The following is a 15,671-nucleotide window of genomic DNA, read 5'->3' on the forward strand; positions in this document are numbered from 1 at the left end:
TTAAATGAAGGATCCTTCAATGGACAACTCCAACGCCCTACCCATTGGGTCGGCTGCCGTGCCCGCCCGTGAAAGAACCACCGCCAGCCGGATCAAATCGATCTTCAGCGGCTCGGTCGGCAACATGGTCGAGTGGTATGACTGGTACGTCTACGCCGCGTTCTCGTTGTACTTCGCCAAAGTCTTCTTCCCCAAGGGCGACACCACCGCCCAATTGCTCAACACCGCCGCGATCTTCGCCGTGGGCTTCCTGATGCGGCCGATCGGCGGCTGGTTGATGGGCCTGTACGCTGACCGCGCCGGGCGCAAACGTGCGTTGATGGCCTCGGTGTACCTGATGTGCTTCGGCTCGCTGATCATCGCTTTGAGCCCGAGCTACGAAACCATCGGCGTCGGCGCGCCGATCCTGCTGGTGTTCGCCCGCCTGCTCCAAGGCCTGTCGGTGGGTGGCGAGTACGGCACCTCGGCAACCTACCTGAGCGAGATGGCGACCAAGGAACGTCGTGGCTTCTTCTCCAGCTTCCAGTACGTGACCCTGATTTCCGGCCAGCTCATCGCCTTGGGCGTATTGATCGTACTGCAGCAGTTCCTCACCACCGAACAGCTGTACGCCTGGGGCTGGCGCATCCCGTTCGCCATCGGCGCACTGTGTGCGATCGTGGCGCTGTACCTGCGGCGCGGCATGGAAGAAACCGAGTCGTTCACCAAGAAAGAGAAGTCCAAGGAAAGCGCGATGCGCACCTTGCTGCGCCACCCCAAGGAACTGATGACCGTGGTCGGCCTGACCATGGGCGGTACCCTGGCGTTCTACACCTACACCACCTACATGCAGAAATACCTGGTGAACACCGTCGGCATGAGCATCTCCGACTCCACCACCATTTCCGCCGCCACTCTGTTCCTGTTCATGTGCCTGCAACCGGTGATCGGCGGGCTGTCGGACAAGGTCGGTCGCCGGCCGATCCTGATCGCCTTCGGCATCCTGGGAACGCTGTTCACCGTACCGATCCTCACCACCCTGCACACCATCCAGACCTGGTGGGGTGCGTTCTTCCTGATCATGGCCGCGCTGATCATCGTCAGTGGCTACACCTCGATCAATGCCGTGGTGAAGGCCGAGCTGTTCCCCACCGAAATCCGCGCCCTGGGTGTCGGCCTGCCCTACGCACTGACCGTATCGATCTTCGGCGGTACCGCTGAATACATCGCCCTGTGGTTCAAGAGCATCGGCATGGAAACCGGCTACTACTGGTACGTGACGGCCTGCATCGCCGTGTCGCTGCTGGTGTACATCACCATGAAAGACACCCGCAAGCATTCGCGGATCGTGACCGACTGACAGGGTCCAACCGTCACCGCAACGGTGACGGTGATGGCCCCATCGCGAGCAGGCTCGCTCCCACAGGGTTAGCGTAAATCCCTGTGGGAGCGAGCCTGCTCGCGATTGGAGACGACTCGGTCTCAAGTCAACTCAGCAGTGCCCTGCTTGCCATAACGGTTCTGCGCATAGGTCGCGCCAGCGATCATCACGATCAATATCCCCGCAGCAAAGCCCAAGCCCGAATCGTGGTATGAAAAATCATTGAACTGGGATTAATCGCCCGTTAATGCACTTGCCACACCCTTGGCTCACTGAATCGATGACCTGCGCGATGTTCGCTCCGACGATGGAAGCGACTGAATACGTCGCCCTTAATATCTAGTTAATCGATTGTTTTTAGCATTATTTTGCGCTTTTTAATCAATTTATTTGGCGTAGCATTCAACCCATGCAAGACACACATCGCCACGAACCCGGAGTGACCACCATGAAAACCAAACTGATCCTCGCCCTGACCCTGTCCGTGTTGGCCGCCAACACCTTCGCCGCTGACGGTTTCGACAAGACCGGTACCGCCTCCTTCGGTGCCAACGCCAGCGCAGCCATCGAACGCAGCTCTGCGGGTCATTACGCCGCCGACGGCTTCGACAAGACTGGCACCGCCGACGCCATTGCCGCTGACGGCTTTGACAAGACCGGCACCGCCGACGCCATCGCCGCTGACGGCTTCGACAAGACCGGCACCGCCGACGCCATCGCCGCTGACGGCTTCGACAAGACCGGCACCGCCGAAGCAATTGGTTAACGATTGAACGTCAAAAGATCGCAGCCTTCGGCAGCGCCTACGGATTGAACACGGTCCTGTAGACGCTGCCGGAGGCTGCGATCTTTTTTTGCATCACCCAATCTGGAAATAAAAGGCCCAGCCTTGCACTATTGGTCGCCTACGAATGCCTTTCCAGGAAACGCCCGCCATGCCCGATGACATCCATTACTACGAACCCGCCAATGGTCACGGCCTGCCACACGATCCATTCAACGCCATTGTCGGTCCGCGCCCCATCGGCTGGATTTCGTCCCAGGATGGCGAAGGCCGCTTGAACCTGGCGCCCTACAGTTTCTTCAACGCCTTCAATTACATTCCACCGATCATTGGGTTCTCCAGCGTCGGGCGCAAAGACAGCCTGAACAACATCGAACAGACCGGTGAATTCGCCTGGAACCTGGCCACCCGCCCGCTCGCCGAGCAGATGAACCAGAGCTGCGCGATGGTCGCCCCAGAGGTCAATGAGTTCGAACTGGCGGGCCTGACGGCCGCCCCGTCACGGGTGATCCAGGTGCCGCGCGTCGCCGAAAGCCCGGTGTCCTTCGAATGCAAGGTCACGCAGATCATTCAATTGCAGCGGGCGGACAAAGGGCTGGTGCCAAGCTGGCTGATCCTCGGCGAAGTGGTCGCCGTGCATATCGCCCAGTGGCTGTTGAAGGATGGGGTGTACGACACCGCCGCCGCCGAACCGATCTTGCGCGGGGGTGGACCGGCGGATTATTTCCAGCTGGGGCCTGAGGCGTTGTTCAAGATGCATCGTCCCCAATAGAAGCTTGCCCATCACACTCTGTGGCGAGGGGATTTATCCCCGCTGGGCTGCGGAGCAGCCCCCAATACCTTCCTGACACTGAGTTGCCTGGACTGGTTTTAGGGCCGCTTCGCGCCCCAGCGGGGATAAATCCCCTCGCCACAGGTGTAGGTCATCCCAACAGGTGTGATACGGGTTTACCAGACCAACCCGCCATCCTCTCTGACACCCTGCAGATGGGTGAGCTGCATGGCAGCGGCTTCATCGGCTTCGGTCGCGGTCTTGAAGGACTGGTCTTCAAGCACCTTGTTGAAACGCGGCGCACCGGAACCACCGATGGCCTTGGTGGCAATGGCGGCGTGGTAACCGCCGCCCTCCTTGGGAACAACGGCGGAAACAGCTTCAAAGGTTTCAAAGGCTTTACGTGCCATCTCTTGTGCATCCTGGCGGTGGAAAATGACGGTCATTAAACCTTCAACCGGCCAGCTTGTGTACCTGTGCCCGGCACCCTTCGGTCGCCTGGGCGGCGGAGACTTCCCTGAAGGTGTGGAAATCCAGGCTGCTCACCACCAGGTCCTGCACCAGCTCGGCGAAAATCGCCATGGCCGGTGAATTGAAGTAGGCGTCCATCGACGGCTGATTGACCCAGAGCCCGGACACCAGCCACAAATCAGCGTCGCATTGCGATTGCTGCAAGGCAAAATGCAGGCAGCCGGGCGTCTGGCGCGAGGGCGCGATCAGCGTGCTCAGGCGTGCACCCAGTTGCTTGGAGCAACCACTGCGGGCCCGGACAAAAGCCATGTGGCTGACGGGGATCTGTGTAGTCATGTTCAACCCTCCCAGGTAATCCGTTGTGCAGCCGGGGACAGGCTGCGACAGGATCAAAGGTTAAGCGTCACGACGCCAGCTTCGTTAGTCGATTCCTGCCGACCCGTTGCACAATCCTGCGCATCGGTCGCACAAAATCCACCGTCGAAGCGCTTGCCAGCCGCGAAGTTGAAACAAAAGGTTTCAAGCAAGTTTCACCCGCGTTGACCCGTCATGGCCCATCGCGCCGTGCAGGATCAGGCAAGCTTTTAACAGGATGTTGCTACCGCTGCGCCTTGCACAAACATAAGCTTTGTTCATCGCTCCTATCATTTCGAGGATTTCCGGCATGTCGCCACTCGATCACGCCCACGCCCCGCTGGACACGTACCTGGAACAACAGCGCGCCGAACTGGCGTCGATCATCGACCGCAATACCAGCGAAGACGGCAGCTACGCCACGGCCATCGGCTCGCTGCACCTGTCGCGCCACAGCATGCCCCAGACGTTCGCCCCGGTGTTGGCGCAACCGGCACTGTGCATCATGGCCCAAGGCAGCAAACAGGTGCGCTTGGCCGAAGAATTGTTCAACTACGATCCACTGCATTACTTGGTGGTCTCGGTGTCGATGCCGTTGAGCGGCTGCATGCCCAACGCTACGCCCGAGCAGCCGATCCTGGCCCTGCGCCTGGACATCGACCCGGCGGAAATCACTGCGTTGATCGCCGATGCCGGCCCCTTGGGCGTGCCGACCCGCCCCGCCGGGCGCGGGCTGTATGTCGAACGCCTGGACACGCCGATGCTCGACGCGGTGCTGCGCCTGGCACGGCTGCTGGACACGCCGAAAGACATCGCCATGCTCGCGCCCCTGGTGCGCCGGGAAATCCTCTATCGCCTGCTGCGCAGTCCACAGGGCTATCGGCTGTATGAAATCGCCATCGCCAACAGTCAGAGCCATCGCATCAGCCAGGCGATCAAATGGCTCAACGGCCATTTCGAACAGCCGCTGCGCATCGATGACCTGGCCCGGGAAGTGAACCTCAGCGTCTCGACCCTGCATCACCGTTTCAAGGCCATGACGGCCATGAGCCCACTGCAATACCAGAAGCAACTGCGCTTGCAGGAAGCCCGCCGGCTGATGCTGGCCGAAGGGCTGGAAGCTTCGGCGGCGGGGTATCGGGTAGGGTATGAAAGCCCTTCGCAGTTCAGCCGCGAGTACAGCCGGTTGTTCGGCGCGCCGCCGTTGCGGGACCTGGCGCGGTTGCGGATGACCGTTTGACCCGGGTTTTGTTGGCTGGGCCGGCCTCATCGCGAGCAAGCTCGCTCCCACAGGGGATCTTCATTGAACACAGATTCTCTGTTCACAACAGGTCCGATGTGGGAGCGAGCTTGCTCGCGATAAGGCCAGTAAAAACACCTCAACACTTCGATGTCCAGACACCCTGGTCAATCTCAATCAGCGTCGGCCCCTGCCGCTCACGGGCCGCCAGCAACGCGGCACACAACGACGGCACATCGTCGATGGCCTGGGCAAAGCAGCCCAAGGCCTTGGCGACACCGATGAAATCCGGGGTGTAGATGTCCACCCCCACCGGTTCGATGGCGCGGTTGAGCATGTATTTCTTGATCTCTTCGTAGCCCTGGTTATTCCACAGCAGCACGATCACCGGTGTGCGCGCTTCCACGGCGCTGGCCAGTTCCGGCAGGGTGAACTGCAACCCGCCGTCACCGATCAGGCACACTACCGCGGGGCAGCCGTGGCCCAGGTCCTTGCCGCCGAGCCAGGCGCCGATGGCCGCCGGCAACGCGTAGCCAAGGGTGCCGTAGCCGGTGGAGGAATTGAACCAGCGGCGCGGCTGCTCCGGGTTGAAGGTCAGGTTGCCGGTGTACACCGGTTGCGTGGAGTCGCCGACGAACACCGCCTCCGGTAGCGTCTGCAAGACCGTGTCGAGAAACACGGTCTGGGCGCGGGTCGCGGCGTCCCAACTGCCTTGAAGCTCGGCGCGCAACCGGGCGGCACGGGCCGGCCCCCAATCGGCTTGGCGTTCGGCCAAGGGTCGCTGGTTCAATTCGTCGAGCAAGGCCCGGGCGGCGACACCGGCGTCGGCCACCAGCGCCAGGTGCGGCGGGTAGTTGCGCACGGTCTGGTCCGGGTCGATGTCGATGCGCAGCAGCGCGCCGGGAAGCTCGAAGCCGCCGGCAAAGGTAATGTCGTAATCGGTTTCGGCCAGTTCGGTACCGATGGCCAGCACCACATCCGCCTCGGCCACCAACGCACGGGTGGCCACCAAGCTCTGGGTGGAGCCGATCAACAACGGATGGCGCGCAGGCAGCAGGCCTTTGGCATTGATGGTCAACGCCACTGGCGCGCCGAGACGTTCGGCCAGTTCGGTCAATTCAGCCGCTGCGTCAATGGCCCCGCCACCGGCCAGGATCAAAGGCCGTCGAGCCGTCGCCAGCAGGCCGGCCATTTGTTTTACCGCCCCCGGTGCGGCACCGGCGCGGCTGATGTTCACCGGCACGCTGGCGAGCAAGGCGTCGGCGTCTTCGACCAAAACGTCCAGCGGGATTTCAATGTGCACCGGCCGCGGGCGACCGGCCTGGAACACCGCGAACGCCCGGGCCAGCACGCTGGGCAATTCGGCGGCGGACATCAGCGTGTGGGAAAACGCCGCGACACCGCCTACCAACGCAGACTGGTTCGGCAGTTCATGCAGCTTGCCACGACCGCCGCCCAACTGGCTGCGCGACTGCACGCTGGAGATCACCAGCATCGGGATCGAATCGGCGTAGGCCTGGCCCATGGCGGTGGTGATGTTGGTCATGCCGGGACCGGTGATGATGAAACACACGCCGGGCTTACCGCTGACCCGGGCGTAACCGTCGGCCATGAAACCTGCGCCCTGTTCATGACGCGGCGTCACATGGCGGATACTGGAACGGGCCAGCCCGCGGTACAACTCGACGGTATGCACGCCGGGAATGCCGAACACCTGCTCCACGCCATAACCTTCGAGTAACTTGACCAATACTTCGCCGCACGTCGCCATTGCCATTGCCTTTTTCTGGTCGGGTAAAAGGCCGCGCAGCACTAGGGAGCGGGCCCCTTTTGTCTTGGAGATGGCGTTATTGGAACGGGCGAGGCATGGCGACAACAATGGATAAAAAGTCATACTAGCCATGTCCTCACGTCATGGCTTGGATCGAAATGAAACGACTCCCCCCGTTGCCGGCGCTGCACACGTTTCTGATCACGGCCCAATGCTGCAACTTCACCCGGGCCGCCGAACAGTTGCACATCACCCAGGGCGCGGTGAGCCGGCAGATCGCCGGGCTGGAAGACCATTTGGGTTATGCGTTGTTCCAGCGCCAGGCACGCGGCCTGAGCCTGACCGCCGAGGGCCAGGCGTGGCTGCCACGGGTGCAGCAGGTGTTCGGCCTGATCGGCGAAGCGGTCCAGCAGATCGGCGAAAAGCGCCAGACCCTACAGCTCAAGGCCCCGACCTGTGTGATGCGCTGGTTGCTGCCGCGCCTGTTGCAATGGCAAAAGGAACGGCCGGACGTGCCGGTGGAACTGACCACCACGGTCAGGCACGGTGTGGATTTCCAGCGCGAAGCCTTCGACGCCGCGGTGGTCTATGGCCCACCACCGGATGCCTCGCTGGCGTGCCTGCACCTGTTCGATGAACAGCTGACGCCTGTCTGCTCCCGATCGACCCTGGAAGGACCGGTGCCGCTGCATGAACCCGCCGACCTGCAGCACCACTTGCTGTTGCACCCGGCCCTTGACGAGCGTGACTGGAACGCCTGGCTGGCGGCGGCCGATGTGCACTTGAACCAGGTCAGCAAGGGCCAGCATTTCGAAACCCTGGACCTGGCGATGTCCATGGCCTCCCAGGGCACCGGCGTGGCGATTGGCGATTGGTCGCTGATCGGCGACGACCTGAGCGCCGGCCGGCTGGTGGTGCCGTTCGAGCTGAAGGTCAAGACCGGGTTGGGTTATCACCTGGTGCACCCGCGCAAGCCCCAGGCCTCGGCGCCGTTGCTGGCGTTGATGGACTGGTTGGTGGCGCAGGCTCAGGTGCGGTAGCGACTGCCCCTTCGAGGGTGAATGAAACTGTGGCGAGGGAGCTTGCTCCCGCTGGGTTGCGAAGCAACCCATAATCTATCCAGCCACCTTGATGCCTCGGGCTGAACCCTAGGGGGCTGCTGCGCAGCCCAGCGGGAGCAAGCTCCCTCGCCACAAAAGCCAGCCATCAGGGTTATCAGAGCAGGTTCGGCGCCTGCACCGGTTCGATCTGCGCCCAATGAGAGGTGTCTTCTCGGTGCTGCTGCAGGTACGGCAACACCGCCCCCAGCAACGGCGCCTTGAACGCGTCCTGGAAGCGATGGGCCAGGCCCGGGATCAGTTTCAGTTGGCTGCCTTGGATGTGCGCCGCCAAGTGCACGCCATGCATCACCGGCAGCAACGGGTCGGCGGTGCCGTGGACGACCAGGGTCGGCACCCGCAGTTGATTGAGCAGTGCGACCCGACTCGGCTCGGCCATGATCGCCATGATCTGGCGCTTCACGCCTTCGGGGTTGAAGGCCCGGTCATAGGCCAGTGCAGCCTGATGCAGCAAGGCCTGGCGATCATCCACCACCATCGGGCTGCCCAACGCGGCCAGCAGATCGGCCTGCTGTTCGAGGGCCATTTCGCGATTCGGAGCACCGCGCCGGGACAACAGTTGCACCAGTCTTTCGCTGGGCGCGGGCAAGCCGGCGGCACTGGAACTGGTCATGATCAGGGTCAGGCTTTCAACCCGCTCAGGCGCCATGGCCGCCATGTGCTGGGCGATCATCCCGCCCATGCTCGCGCCCAGTACATGGAAGCTTTGCACATGCAACGCGTCCATCAGTCCGAGCCCGTCGTCGGCCATGTCGGTGAGGGTATAGGGCGCGGCCACGGGCAAGCCGAGTTTGTAGCGCAGGGCTTCAAAGGTCAGGTTGGCGCTGCCGGGCGCCTGGCGCCAGGTGCTCAGGCCGACATCGCGGTTATCGTAGCGAATCACCCGGAAACCCTGCTCGCACAGGGCGACCACCACTTCGTCCGGCCAATGGATCAACTGCCCACCCAGGCCCATCACCAACAGCAATGCAGGATCCGAGGCACGGCCAATGCTCTGGTAGGCCAGGCTGACCTGATCCAGATCGACCCGTTGGGTCGCAACATTGACATCGCAACGAGACGCCGCCATCGACGGCAGGCCGAAAAACAACGCGGCCAGAAAAATAAGTACACGCATGAAGAAACACCGAAACGCAGAACCCCAGTAGAGCGCGAGTCTGATGAAGTTTGTTCAAGCGCGCTGCCACAGTTGCGTGACAGTTTGATGAAGATTGCCGAGTGGTGATCTGAAGTCATGCGGGCACCCTGTGGCGAGGGAGCTTGCTCCCGCTGGAGCGCGAAGCGGTCCCAAAAGGTTTCGACCTCAAAATATGATCAAGGCATGACATTTGGGGCTGCTGCGCAGCCCAGCGGGAGCAAGCTCCCTCGCCACAAAAAAGCCCCCCTTGCCAGGGACAGGGTGCTCGCCCGCAACAGCCGGGCCTCAGGCCAACTGGCTCCGCAACTGCCGCGCCGCCGCCACCATGTTCACCAGTGCCGCTTCCGTTTCTGGCCAGCCCCGGGTCTTCAGCCCGCAGTCGGGGTTGATCCACAGCCGCTCGGCGGCGATGCGTTTCACCGCTTTGCTCATCAGCGCAACCATCTCGGCCGTATCCGGCACCCTTGGCGAGTGGATGTCGTAGACGCCCGGGCCGATATCGTTCGGATAGTCGAATGCCTCGAATGCTTCCAGCAACTCCATGTCCGAACGGGAGGTCTCGATGGTGATGACATCGGCGTCCAGGTCGGCGATGGCCTTGATCACGTCATTGAACTCGCTGTAGCACATGTGGGTATGGATCTGGGTGTCATCACCCACGCCCGAGGCGCACAAGCGGAAAGCCTCCACGGCCCAGTCCAGGTAGTGCTGCCATTGCCCGCGACGCAGTGGCAGCCCTTCGCGGAACGCCGCCTCGTCGATCTGCACGATTTTGATCCCGGCCTTTTCCAGGTCCAGCACCTCGTCGCGCAGGGCCAGGGCCAGTTGTCGGGCCTGGACCTGGCGCGACACGTCTTCGCGGGGGAACGACCACATCAGCATGGTCACGGGGCCGGTGAGCATGCCCTTCATGACCTTGTCGGTCAGGCTTTGCGCGTAGCGGATCCAGTCGACGGTCATGGCTTTCGGGCGGCTGATGTCGCCGTAGATGATCGCCGGCTTCACGCAACGCGAACCGTAACTCTGTACCCAGCCGAAACGGGTGAAGGCGTAGCCGTCCAGTTGCTCGGCAAAGTATTCCACCATGTCGTTGCGCTCGGCTTCACCGTGCACCAACACGTCCAGGCCCAGGCGTTCCTGGATCTGCACGGCATGGCGGATCTCGGTGTGCATGGCGTCCTGATAGTCGTTGGCCGACAACTTGCCCTGCTTGTAGGCCTGACGGGCCAGGCGTATGGCCGGGGTCTGCGGGAAGGAGCCGATGGTGGTGGTAGGAAAGATCGGCAGCGCCAGGCGTGCGCGCTGGCGTTCGATGCGCTGGGCAAACGGTGAATGCCGCTGGCTGTCCTGTGGCCTGATCGCCGCCAGGCGCGCCTGGACCTCGGCTTTGTGAATGCGCGCCGAGCCGGCGCGACGGGCCTGCACCTCGCGGCTGTCGCTCAAGGCCTGCTGCACGGCGGGGGCCTGTGGATCGTTCAGCGCATCGCGCAACACCGCGACTTCACCGCACTTCTGCACGGCAAAGGCGAGCCAGCTTTTGAGTTCGGGGTCGAGCCGGTCTTCACGTTCCAGGTCCACCGGGCTGTGCAACAACGAGCATGAAGTACTGACCCAAAGATTGTCGCCAAAGCGCTCCTGGGCCGGTTGCAATTGCGCCAGCGCCTGTTCCAGTTCGCAGCGCCAGACGTTGCGACCGTTGACCAGGCCCACCGAGAGAATCTTGTAGGTCGGCAGGCGGTCCAGCACCTGGCCCAGTTGTTCCGGGTCACGTACCGCGTCGATGTGCAAGCCGTCCACCGGCAGGCTCACCGCCAGGCCGAGGTTGTCTTGCAGGCCGCTGAAGTAGGTGGCCACGAGCTTTTTCAACGGCGAGTACTGGAGGATGTGGTAAGCCCGCTCGAAGGCGCTCCTCCAGGCCAGGGGCAGGTCCAGGGTGAGGATCGGCTCGTCGATCTGCACCCATTCCACGCCCTGGGCCTTGAGGCGGTTGAGGATTTCACCGTAGACCGGCAACAGGCGCTCCAGCAGGTCGAGCTTGTCGAACGCCTCGCCCTTGGCCTTGCCCAGCCACAAGTAGGTCAACGGACCGATGATCACCGGTTTGACCCGGTGGCCCAAGGCATGGGCCTCGTCCACTTCGTCGAACAACTGTTCCCAGCTCAGGGCGAAGGTCTGGTCGGCGGAAAACTCCGGGACCAGGTAGTGGTAGTTGGTGTCGAACCACTTGGTCAGTTCCTGGGCATATTGCGCCTGGCCGTGCTCGGCACCGCAGCAACTGGCCGTGGCGCCACGGGCCATGGCGAACAGGGTGTCGAGGGTCGGTCGGCCCTGGGCATCCAAGGTGCCGTGGAAACGTTGCGGGACCGCGCCCAGGGTCAAGGTGTGGCTGAGCACCTGGTCGTACCAGGCAAAGTCGCCGACAGGCAGCAGGTCGATGCCGGCGTCTTTCTGCAGTTGCCAGTGCCGGGCCCGCAGTTCACGACCCACGGCTTGCAACGCAGCCGGGGCCAGGTCGCCCTTCCAGTAGGCTTCGAGGGCTTTTTTCAATTCGCGGTCGGCGCCGATGCGGGGAAAACCGAGGGTGTGGGCCAGGGCCATGGTGTGCGTCCTCCTGTAAAAGATGGCGCCATTGTCGACAGCTCGACCTGCATGAGACAAACTCAACCTTTTCGTGTTGATCACAAGTTTTACTCATGGAGCAACTCCGGTGCTTGAACTCCGTCACCTCAAGACCCTGCACGCCCTGCGCGAAGCCGACAGCCTGGTCGAAGCCGCCGAACGCCTGCACTTGACCCAGTCAGCCCTCTCCCACCAGTTCAAGGAACTGGAAGAGCGCTTGGGCATGCAGTTGTTCGTGCGCAAGACCAAGCCGGTACGTTTCACCAGCGCCGGCCTGCGCCTGTTGCAACTGGCCGATGCCGCCCTGCCGTTACTGCGCAGTGCTGAACGGGACATCGCCCGTCTGGCGGGCGGCACCGCCGGACGCCTGCACATGGCCATCGAGTGCCACAGCTGCTTCCAGTGGCTGATGCCGACCATCGACCAGTTCCGCGATGCCTGGCCGGAAGTCGAGCTGGACCTGGCCTCGGGTTTCGCCTTCGCCCCCTTGCCGGCCTTGGCCCGGGGCGATCTCGATTTGGTGGTGACCTCCGACCCGCTGGAACTGGCCGGCATCACGTACGTGCCGCTGTTCACTTACGAAGCGATGCTCGCCGTGGCCAACCAACATCGGTTGGCGGGCAAACCCTACATCGTGCCCGAGGACCTGATCAGCGAAACCCTGATCACCTACCCGGTGGAGCGAGACCGGCTGGACATCTTCACCCGTTTCCTGGAACCGGCCGACATCGAACCGGCTCAGGTGCGCACCTCCGAGCTGACGGTGATGATGATGCAATTGGTGGCCAGCGGTCGTGGCGTCTGCGGCATGCCGCACTGGGCGCTGCATGAATACAGCTCGCGGGGCTACGTGAAGGCCAAGCGGCTGGGGGAGAAAGGTCTGTTCGCCACGCTGTACGCGGCGGTGCGTACCGACATGCTCGACGCGCCGTACATGCGCGATTTTTTGCTGACGGCCAAGGACACTTCGTTTTCCACATTGGATGGGGTTAGTGCCGTGCGCTGAAGCTCAGCGTGTTTTTCACTCGGCCTGCAAGATGACCAGTCATCTTAATGTCACACTCACCTGTCAGGTCTGACAGGTGACACTCCTCTCCTTTCGCGCTCTGATGGTGTCTGTCCCGAGTCAGTTCAGGCACCGTAGCCGAGGAGAAAAATGGACAGCGTCCACAACTCATCCCAGGCCGACGCAGCTCTTGCGCTGTGGCCCATGTATATTCCAGGATGGAAGACCCCCGTGCTGCCGACAGGGGCCTACCACGGCGGCATTCCCCTGAGCATTCACTCGCCGTCCATCCGCCTGTACATGGTGATTGATCCGTTCAAGACGCTCTCTAAACCACTGGCCGTCAACGATTCCGTAGAGCTGTGGGTCAATGACCAACCGACATCCGTGATCAAGATCATCAAGGCGGGCGAGGAGAACGACCGCATAGACATGGAATTGCCATGGGGGTGGCTGGTGAACGGAGACAATACAATGTTTTACCGAGTGACCCGGCCCAGCGGGAATTTCGATGACTCGACCCCGGTCCTGGACCTGTTGTTCCATTACCCGCCATCCGGGATCACTGTCAGCCATCCGGCCAACGTCAACCCGGCACAGCCAGGCACGTTTACGTTAAACCGCAGCTACCCGCGCGAATATGATGTGGTGACACTGACCGTAGGGACCTGGAGTAAAAACATTCCCTATGTCCATCCTGCTAATCCGATCACCTACACCTTGACTGCGGCCGAACTTCAGCAAATCGGCGACGGCACCCATACGGTGAGTGCCCGGATAGTCGATCAGTTGGACAACAGCGATGTATCCCCTACGAGTTCGATCGTCATCAACACGGCACCGGTGGAATGGGAGGATCACTACACTTCACTGGCGGACTCCTATAACGGCTGGATTCCCTATCTGGCGGCCCGTTCCGGATCTATCCGCCCGCACGTCATGAACCATCAATTAGTCAACGCGTTTTTCAACTTCACTGACCAAGGCGCCCCATACGGCTTCGCCGGGGTCATCCTCTATCAAGACTTCCTTTTCATTCCCGGGCAGTACCAGTTCACGTTCGAAGCAACCCATGTTGCCGACGGCAGCCACATTCCAGGGCTGGTCAACCCGATCCTTTACCCCGATACCGGCATGCCGCAATGGCGTGGCGTTCCCCGTCATGTCCCCAAGGACGGAGTTTGGTACGTGTTTTCAATCGTATTCACCATCATCGAACGAGGGATGGTACGGATGTATATAAACAACGACCAGGATGGCAGTAACGGCAACGATTTCGGCATACGGGACATAAGAATCGTGCGATTGAACAGTGGAGCAGGAAGTATGAGCACGCCTGCGGAGGAATCCGATCTGCCCGTTTATACCGGGCCACGGCCAGAGATCAAATACCCTTGACGACTATCGGGACAGGGGCGAATCGACCTCTTCGCCCTTGATCCCAAGCATCGATATCTGGCGCCACATGTGGATTTTGTCGAAGTAATCCTCGCCCACCCGCACCGCCAAAGGTTCAAGCCCGAACTGGATGAAGCCGCAGCGCTGGTACAACTTGAAGGCAGCCTCATTGCCAGCGGTAACGGTGAGCTGGATGAGTTGTACCGCAGGGTGGTTTTGCGCTTCGGCCAGTGCCGCTTGCACCAGTTCATGAGCTAAACCGCGCTGACGAAATTCGGCCGACACATACATGCCAAACAGTGTTGCCTTGTGGCGGACCTTTTCCCGCGGCTCGAACGCAAGACCAACGATGCCGGCCAACGTTCCTGCTTCGAACGCACCCAGCACCACATCGAGCTTGCTGCTCAACCGCTCTTCCCACCAATTCAACGGCATCAGCGCCCGCTCCCGCACACTGGAAGTGAACGCCTGCGGATGGCGATCGTAGGCTTCAAGCATCAGCTCGCGGTAGGCCAGGGCGTGATTGGCATCCAATCGTTCGATCCACACGCTCACGCCGCCCTGCGTTGCTCAAGCACCAGACGCAGCGCCAATGCACCCAGCACAAACCCCATGAAATAGCGCTGGGCCGCCAGCCAGGTGGGGTTGTGGACAAACCACGAGGCAATGCCGGCCGCGAACAGGGCAATCAGCAGGTTGACGCTGAAGCTGACGCTGATCTGGGTCAGCCCGAGGATGATGCTCTGGGTGAACAGCGAACCGTGTTCCGGGCTGATGAACTGCGGGAACACCGACAGATAGAACACCGCGATCTTGGGGTTCAGCGCACTGGTGAGAAAACCCATGGTGATCAGCTTGCGTGCCGGGTCCGCCGGCAACCGCTGGGCCTCGAAGGGCGAACGCGCACCCGGCTTCACCGCCTGCCAGGCCAGCCACAACAGGTACAGCGCGCCGGCCCATTTCAATACTTCATAGGCCATGGGCACCGCCAGGAATACCGCCGTCAGCCCCGCGGCGGCGGCGAACATGTGCACGAAGAACCCCGCCACCACGCCCAACAGCGACGTGACGCCGGCCTTGCGGCCCTGGCAGATCGAACGGGAAATCAGGTAGATCATGTTCGGGCCGGGCGTCAGCACCATCAGTAACGCGGCGGCGGCGAAAATCAACAGGTCTGGCAATGGAATCATGGGCGTCAGTCCTTGAGGCATGAATCAGCAAGTGGCGAGGTGTGTCGCTCGATAAAACGGCAGGATCACCTCGCCTGTCAACGGTGCGAGTACAAGATCGCCGTCGCCGGCCGGGTCGATCCAGCACACCTCTTCGATCTCGGCCGCCGGCGAAACCGGGGCGTCGATGTTCAGCAAAAACACCTCGGCCTGTACGATAAACCCCGGTTCGTTGGCCGCCGGCGCGCTGAATACGCCCAAATGGCGGGCCTGGGCCGGATCGATCCGCAACCCAAGCTCTTCCTCCAGCTCCCGAGCGAGCGCCTGCACCGGTTGTTCATGGGCCTCGATCTTGCCCCCCGGCTGCATGAAGGCCCGGGTGCCGCGCTTGCGCACCAGCAGGGTTCGCCCGTCCGGCCCGAGCAACAGGGCGGCGGCGATGCGGATGAGGGAGGTGGTCATGATGAGTCA

Annotated in this window: 16 protein-coding genes; 7 read left to right on the top strand and 9 right to left on the bottom strand. The window is 61.9% G+C overall.

Annotated elements, in window-relative coordinates:
• Positions 1-19: 19 nt before the first annotated feature.
• The 3 genes from BLO80_RS11360 (at position 20) to BLO80_RS11370 (ending at position 2,916) form a co-directional block, all read left to right on the top strand.
• Positions 20-1,339, top strand: a complete 1,320-nt coding sequence (locus tag BLO80_RS11360) for an MFS transporter (protein ID WP_092332353.1) — start codon at positions 20-22, stop codon at positions 1,337-1,339.
• Between the two features lie 469 nt (positions 1,340-1,808).
• The gene (locus BLO80_RS11365; RefSeq protein WP_092332350.1) at positions 1,809-2,126 is read left to right on the top strand and encodes a hypothetical protein; all 318 of its coding nucleotides are present in this window, start codon (positions 1,809-1,811) and stop codon (positions 2,124-2,126) included.
• Positions 2,127-2,295: 169 nt separating this feature from the next.
• Positions 2,296-2,916: a flavin reductase family protein gene (locus BLO80_RS11370; protein WP_092332348.1), complete on the top strand. Its 621-nt coding sequence runs from the start codon at positions 2,296-2,298 to the stop codon at positions 2,914-2,916.
• A gap of 176 nt (positions 2,917-3,092) precedes the next feature.
• On the opposite strand, the gene BLO80_RS11375 is transcribed toward BLO80_RS11370, so the two are convergent.
• The 3 genes from BLO80_RS11375 to BLO80_RS29920 form a co-directional block, all read right to left on the bottom strand.
• Positions 3,093-3,326, bottom strand: a complete 234-nt coding sequence (locus BLO80_RS11375; protein ID WP_092332398.1) for a hypothetical protein — start codon at positions 3,324-3,326, stop codon at positions 3,093-3,095.
• Between the two features lie 43 nt (positions 3,327-3,369).
• A complete protein-coding gene (locus BLO80_RS11380) occupies positions 3,370-3,723 on the bottom strand; it encodes a putative quinol monooxygenase (RefSeq protein ID WP_092332345.1) in 354 nt (117 codons plus the stop codon).
• 183 nt (positions 3,724-3,906) lie between these two features.
• Positions 3,907-4,053 carry a hypothetical protein gene (locus BLO80_RS29920; RefSeq protein ID WP_175459487.1) on the bottom strand — a complete coding sequence of 49 codons (147 nt, stop codon included), beginning with the start codon at positions 4,051-4,053 and terminating at the stop codon, positions 3,907-3,909.
• Here BLO80_RS29920 and BLO80_RS11385 point away from each other — a divergent pair.
• Positions 4,052-4,981 carry an AraC family transcriptional regulator gene (locus BLO80_RS11385; RefSeq protein WP_092332342.1) on the top strand — a complete coding sequence of 310 codons (930 nt, stop codon included), beginning with the start codon at positions 4,052-4,054 and terminating at the stop codon, positions 4,979-4,981. The genes BLO80_RS29920 and BLO80_RS11385 overlap by 2 nt on opposite strands.
• A 139-nt stretch (positions 4,982-5,120) precedes the next feature.
• On the opposite strand, the gene BLO80_RS11390 is transcribed toward BLO80_RS11385, so the two are convergent.
• Complete coding sequence (locus BLO80_RS11390) at positions 5,121-6,752, bottom strand: 5-guanidino-2-oxopentanoate decarboxylase (RefSeq protein WP_092332340.1); 1,632 nt, start codon at positions 6,750-6,752, stop codon at positions 5,121-5,123.
• A gap of 158 nt (positions 6,753-6,910) precedes the next feature.
• Between BLO80_RS11390 and BLO80_RS11395 the strand changes: the two genes are divergently transcribed.
• Positions 6,911-7,792, top strand: coding sequence for a LysR substrate-binding domain-containing protein (locus BLO80_RS11395; protein ID WP_092332396.1), 882 nt, complete (start codon positions 6,911-6,913; stop codon positions 7,790-7,792).
• Positions 7,793-7,967: 175 nt separating this feature from the next.
• On the opposite strand, the gene BLO80_RS11400 is transcribed toward BLO80_RS11395, so the two are convergent.
• Positions 7,968-8,987 carry an alpha/beta fold hydrolase gene (locus BLO80_RS11400; RefSeq protein WP_060740856.1) on the bottom strand — a complete coding sequence of 340 codons (1,020 nt, stop codon included), beginning with the start codon at positions 8,985-8,987 and terminating at the stop codon, positions 7,968-7,970.
• 306 nt (positions 8,988-9,293) lie between these two features.
• On the bottom strand, positions 9,294-11,606 hold the full coding sequence (metE, locus tag BLO80_RS11405; protein ID WP_092332337.1) for a 5-methyltetrahydropteroyltriglutamate--homocysteine S-methyltransferase: 2,313 nt from the start codon (positions 11,604-11,606) through the stop codon (positions 9,294-9,296).
• Between the two features lie 109 nt (positions 11,607-11,715).
• On the opposite strand from metE, the gene metR reads away from it, so the two are divergent.
• Entirely contained in the window at positions 11,716-12,633 is a 918-nt protein-coding gene (gene metR / locus BLO80_RS11410) for a transcriptional regulator MetR (protein WP_060740854.1), read from the top strand.
• Between the two features lie 150 nt (positions 12,634-12,783).
• A complete protein-coding gene (locus BLO80_RS11415; RefSeq protein WP_092332334.1) occupies positions 12,784-14,031 on the top strand; it encodes a hypothetical protein in 1,248 nt (415 codons plus the stop codon).
• A 3-nt stretch (positions 14,032-14,034) separates the two neighbouring features.
• Here the strand turns inward: BLO80_RS11415 and BLO80_RS11420 are convergent, their stop codons facing one another.
• Genes BLO80_RS11420 through BLO80_RS11430 form a run of 3 tightly spaced genes read right to left on the bottom strand, consistent with a single transcriptional unit; the run spans position 14,035 to position 15,662 of the window.
• Positions 14,035-14,580, bottom strand: a complete 546-nt coding sequence (locus tag BLO80_RS11420; protein ID WP_092332394.1) for a GNAT family N-acetyltransferase — start codon at positions 14,578-14,580, stop codon at positions 14,035-14,037.
• A 2-nt stretch (positions 14,581-14,582) separates the two neighbouring features.
• Positions 14,583-15,221, bottom strand: a complete 639-nt coding sequence (locus BLO80_RS11425) for a LysE family translocator (protein ID WP_092332332.1) — start codon at positions 15,219-15,221, stop codon at positions 14,583-14,585.
• A 24-nt stretch (positions 15,222-15,245) separates the two neighbouring features.
• On the bottom strand, positions 15,246-15,662 hold the full coding sequence (locus BLO80_RS11430; RefSeq protein ID WP_072409054.1) for an NUDIX hydrolase: 417 nt from the start codon (positions 15,660-15,662) through the stop codon (positions 15,246-15,248).
• Between the last annotated feature and the right edge of the window lie 9 nt (positions 15,663-15,671).

Origin of the sequence: Pseudomonas sp. NFACC56-3, from assembly GCF_900100025.1 — a bacterium.
Taxonomy (GTDB): domain Bacteria; phylum Pseudomonadota; class Gammaproteobacteria; order Pseudomonadales; family Pseudomonadaceae; genus Aquipseudomonas; species Aquipseudomonas fluorescens_AA.

Excerpts from the sequence above, each read along its gene's own strand:
- BLO80_RS11360 (WP_092332353.1), top strand. The coding sequence starts at position 20 with ATGGACAACTCCAACGCCCTACCCATTGGGTCGGCTGCCGTGCCCGCC.
- BLO80_RS11365 (WP_092332350.1), top strand. The coding sequence starts at position 1,809 with ATGAAAACCAAACTGATCCTCGCCCTGACCCTGTCCGTGTTGGCCGCC.
- BLO80_RS11370 (WP_092332348.1), top strand. The coding sequence starts at position 2,296 with ATGCCCGATGACATCCATTACTACGAACCCGCCAATGGTCACGGCCTG.
- BLO80_RS11375 (WP_092332398.1), bottom strand. The coding sequence starts at position 3,326 with ATGGCACGTAAAGCCTTTGAAACCTTTGAAGCTGTTTCCGCCGTTGTT.
- BLO80_RS11380 (WP_092332345.1), bottom strand. The coding sequence starts at position 3,723 with ATGACTACACAGATCCCCGTCAGCCACATGGCTTTTGTCCGGGCCCGC.
- BLO80_RS11385 (WP_092332342.1), top strand. The coding sequence starts at position 4,052 with ATGTCGCCACTCGATCACGCCCACGCCCCGCTGGACACGTACCTGGAA.
- BLO80_RS29920 (WP_175459487.1), bottom strand. The coding sequence starts at position 4,053 with ATGCCGGAAATCCTCGAAATGATAGGAGCGATGAACAAAGCTTATGTT.
- BLO80_RS11390 (WP_092332340.1), bottom strand. The coding sequence starts at position 6,752 with ATGGCGACGTGCGGCGAAGTATTGGTCAAGTTACTCGAAGGTTATGGC.
- BLO80_RS11395 (WP_092332396.1), top strand. The coding sequence starts at position 6,911 with ATGAAACGACTCCCCCCGTTGCCGGCGCTGCACACGTTTCTGATCACG.
- BLO80_RS11400 (WP_060740856.1), bottom strand. The coding sequence starts at position 8,987 with ATGCGTGTACTTATTTTTCTGGCCGCGTTGTTTTTCGGCCTGCCGTCG.
- metE (WP_092332337.1), bottom strand. The coding sequence starts at position 11,606 with ATGGCCCTGGCCCACACCCTCGGTTTTCCCCGCATCGGCGCCGACCGC.
- BLO80_RS11415 (WP_092332334.1), top strand. The coding sequence starts at position 12,784 with ATGGACAGCGTCCACAACTCATCCCAGGCCGACGCAGCTCTTGCGCTG.
- BLO80_RS11425 (WP_092332332.1), bottom strand. The coding sequence starts at position 15,221 with ATGATTCCATTGCCAGACCTGTTGATTTTCGCCGCCGCCGCGTTACTG.
- BLO80_RS11430 (WP_072409054.1), bottom strand. The coding sequence starts at position 15,662 with ATGACCACCTCCCTCATCCGCATCGCCGCCGCCCTGTTGCTCGGGCCG.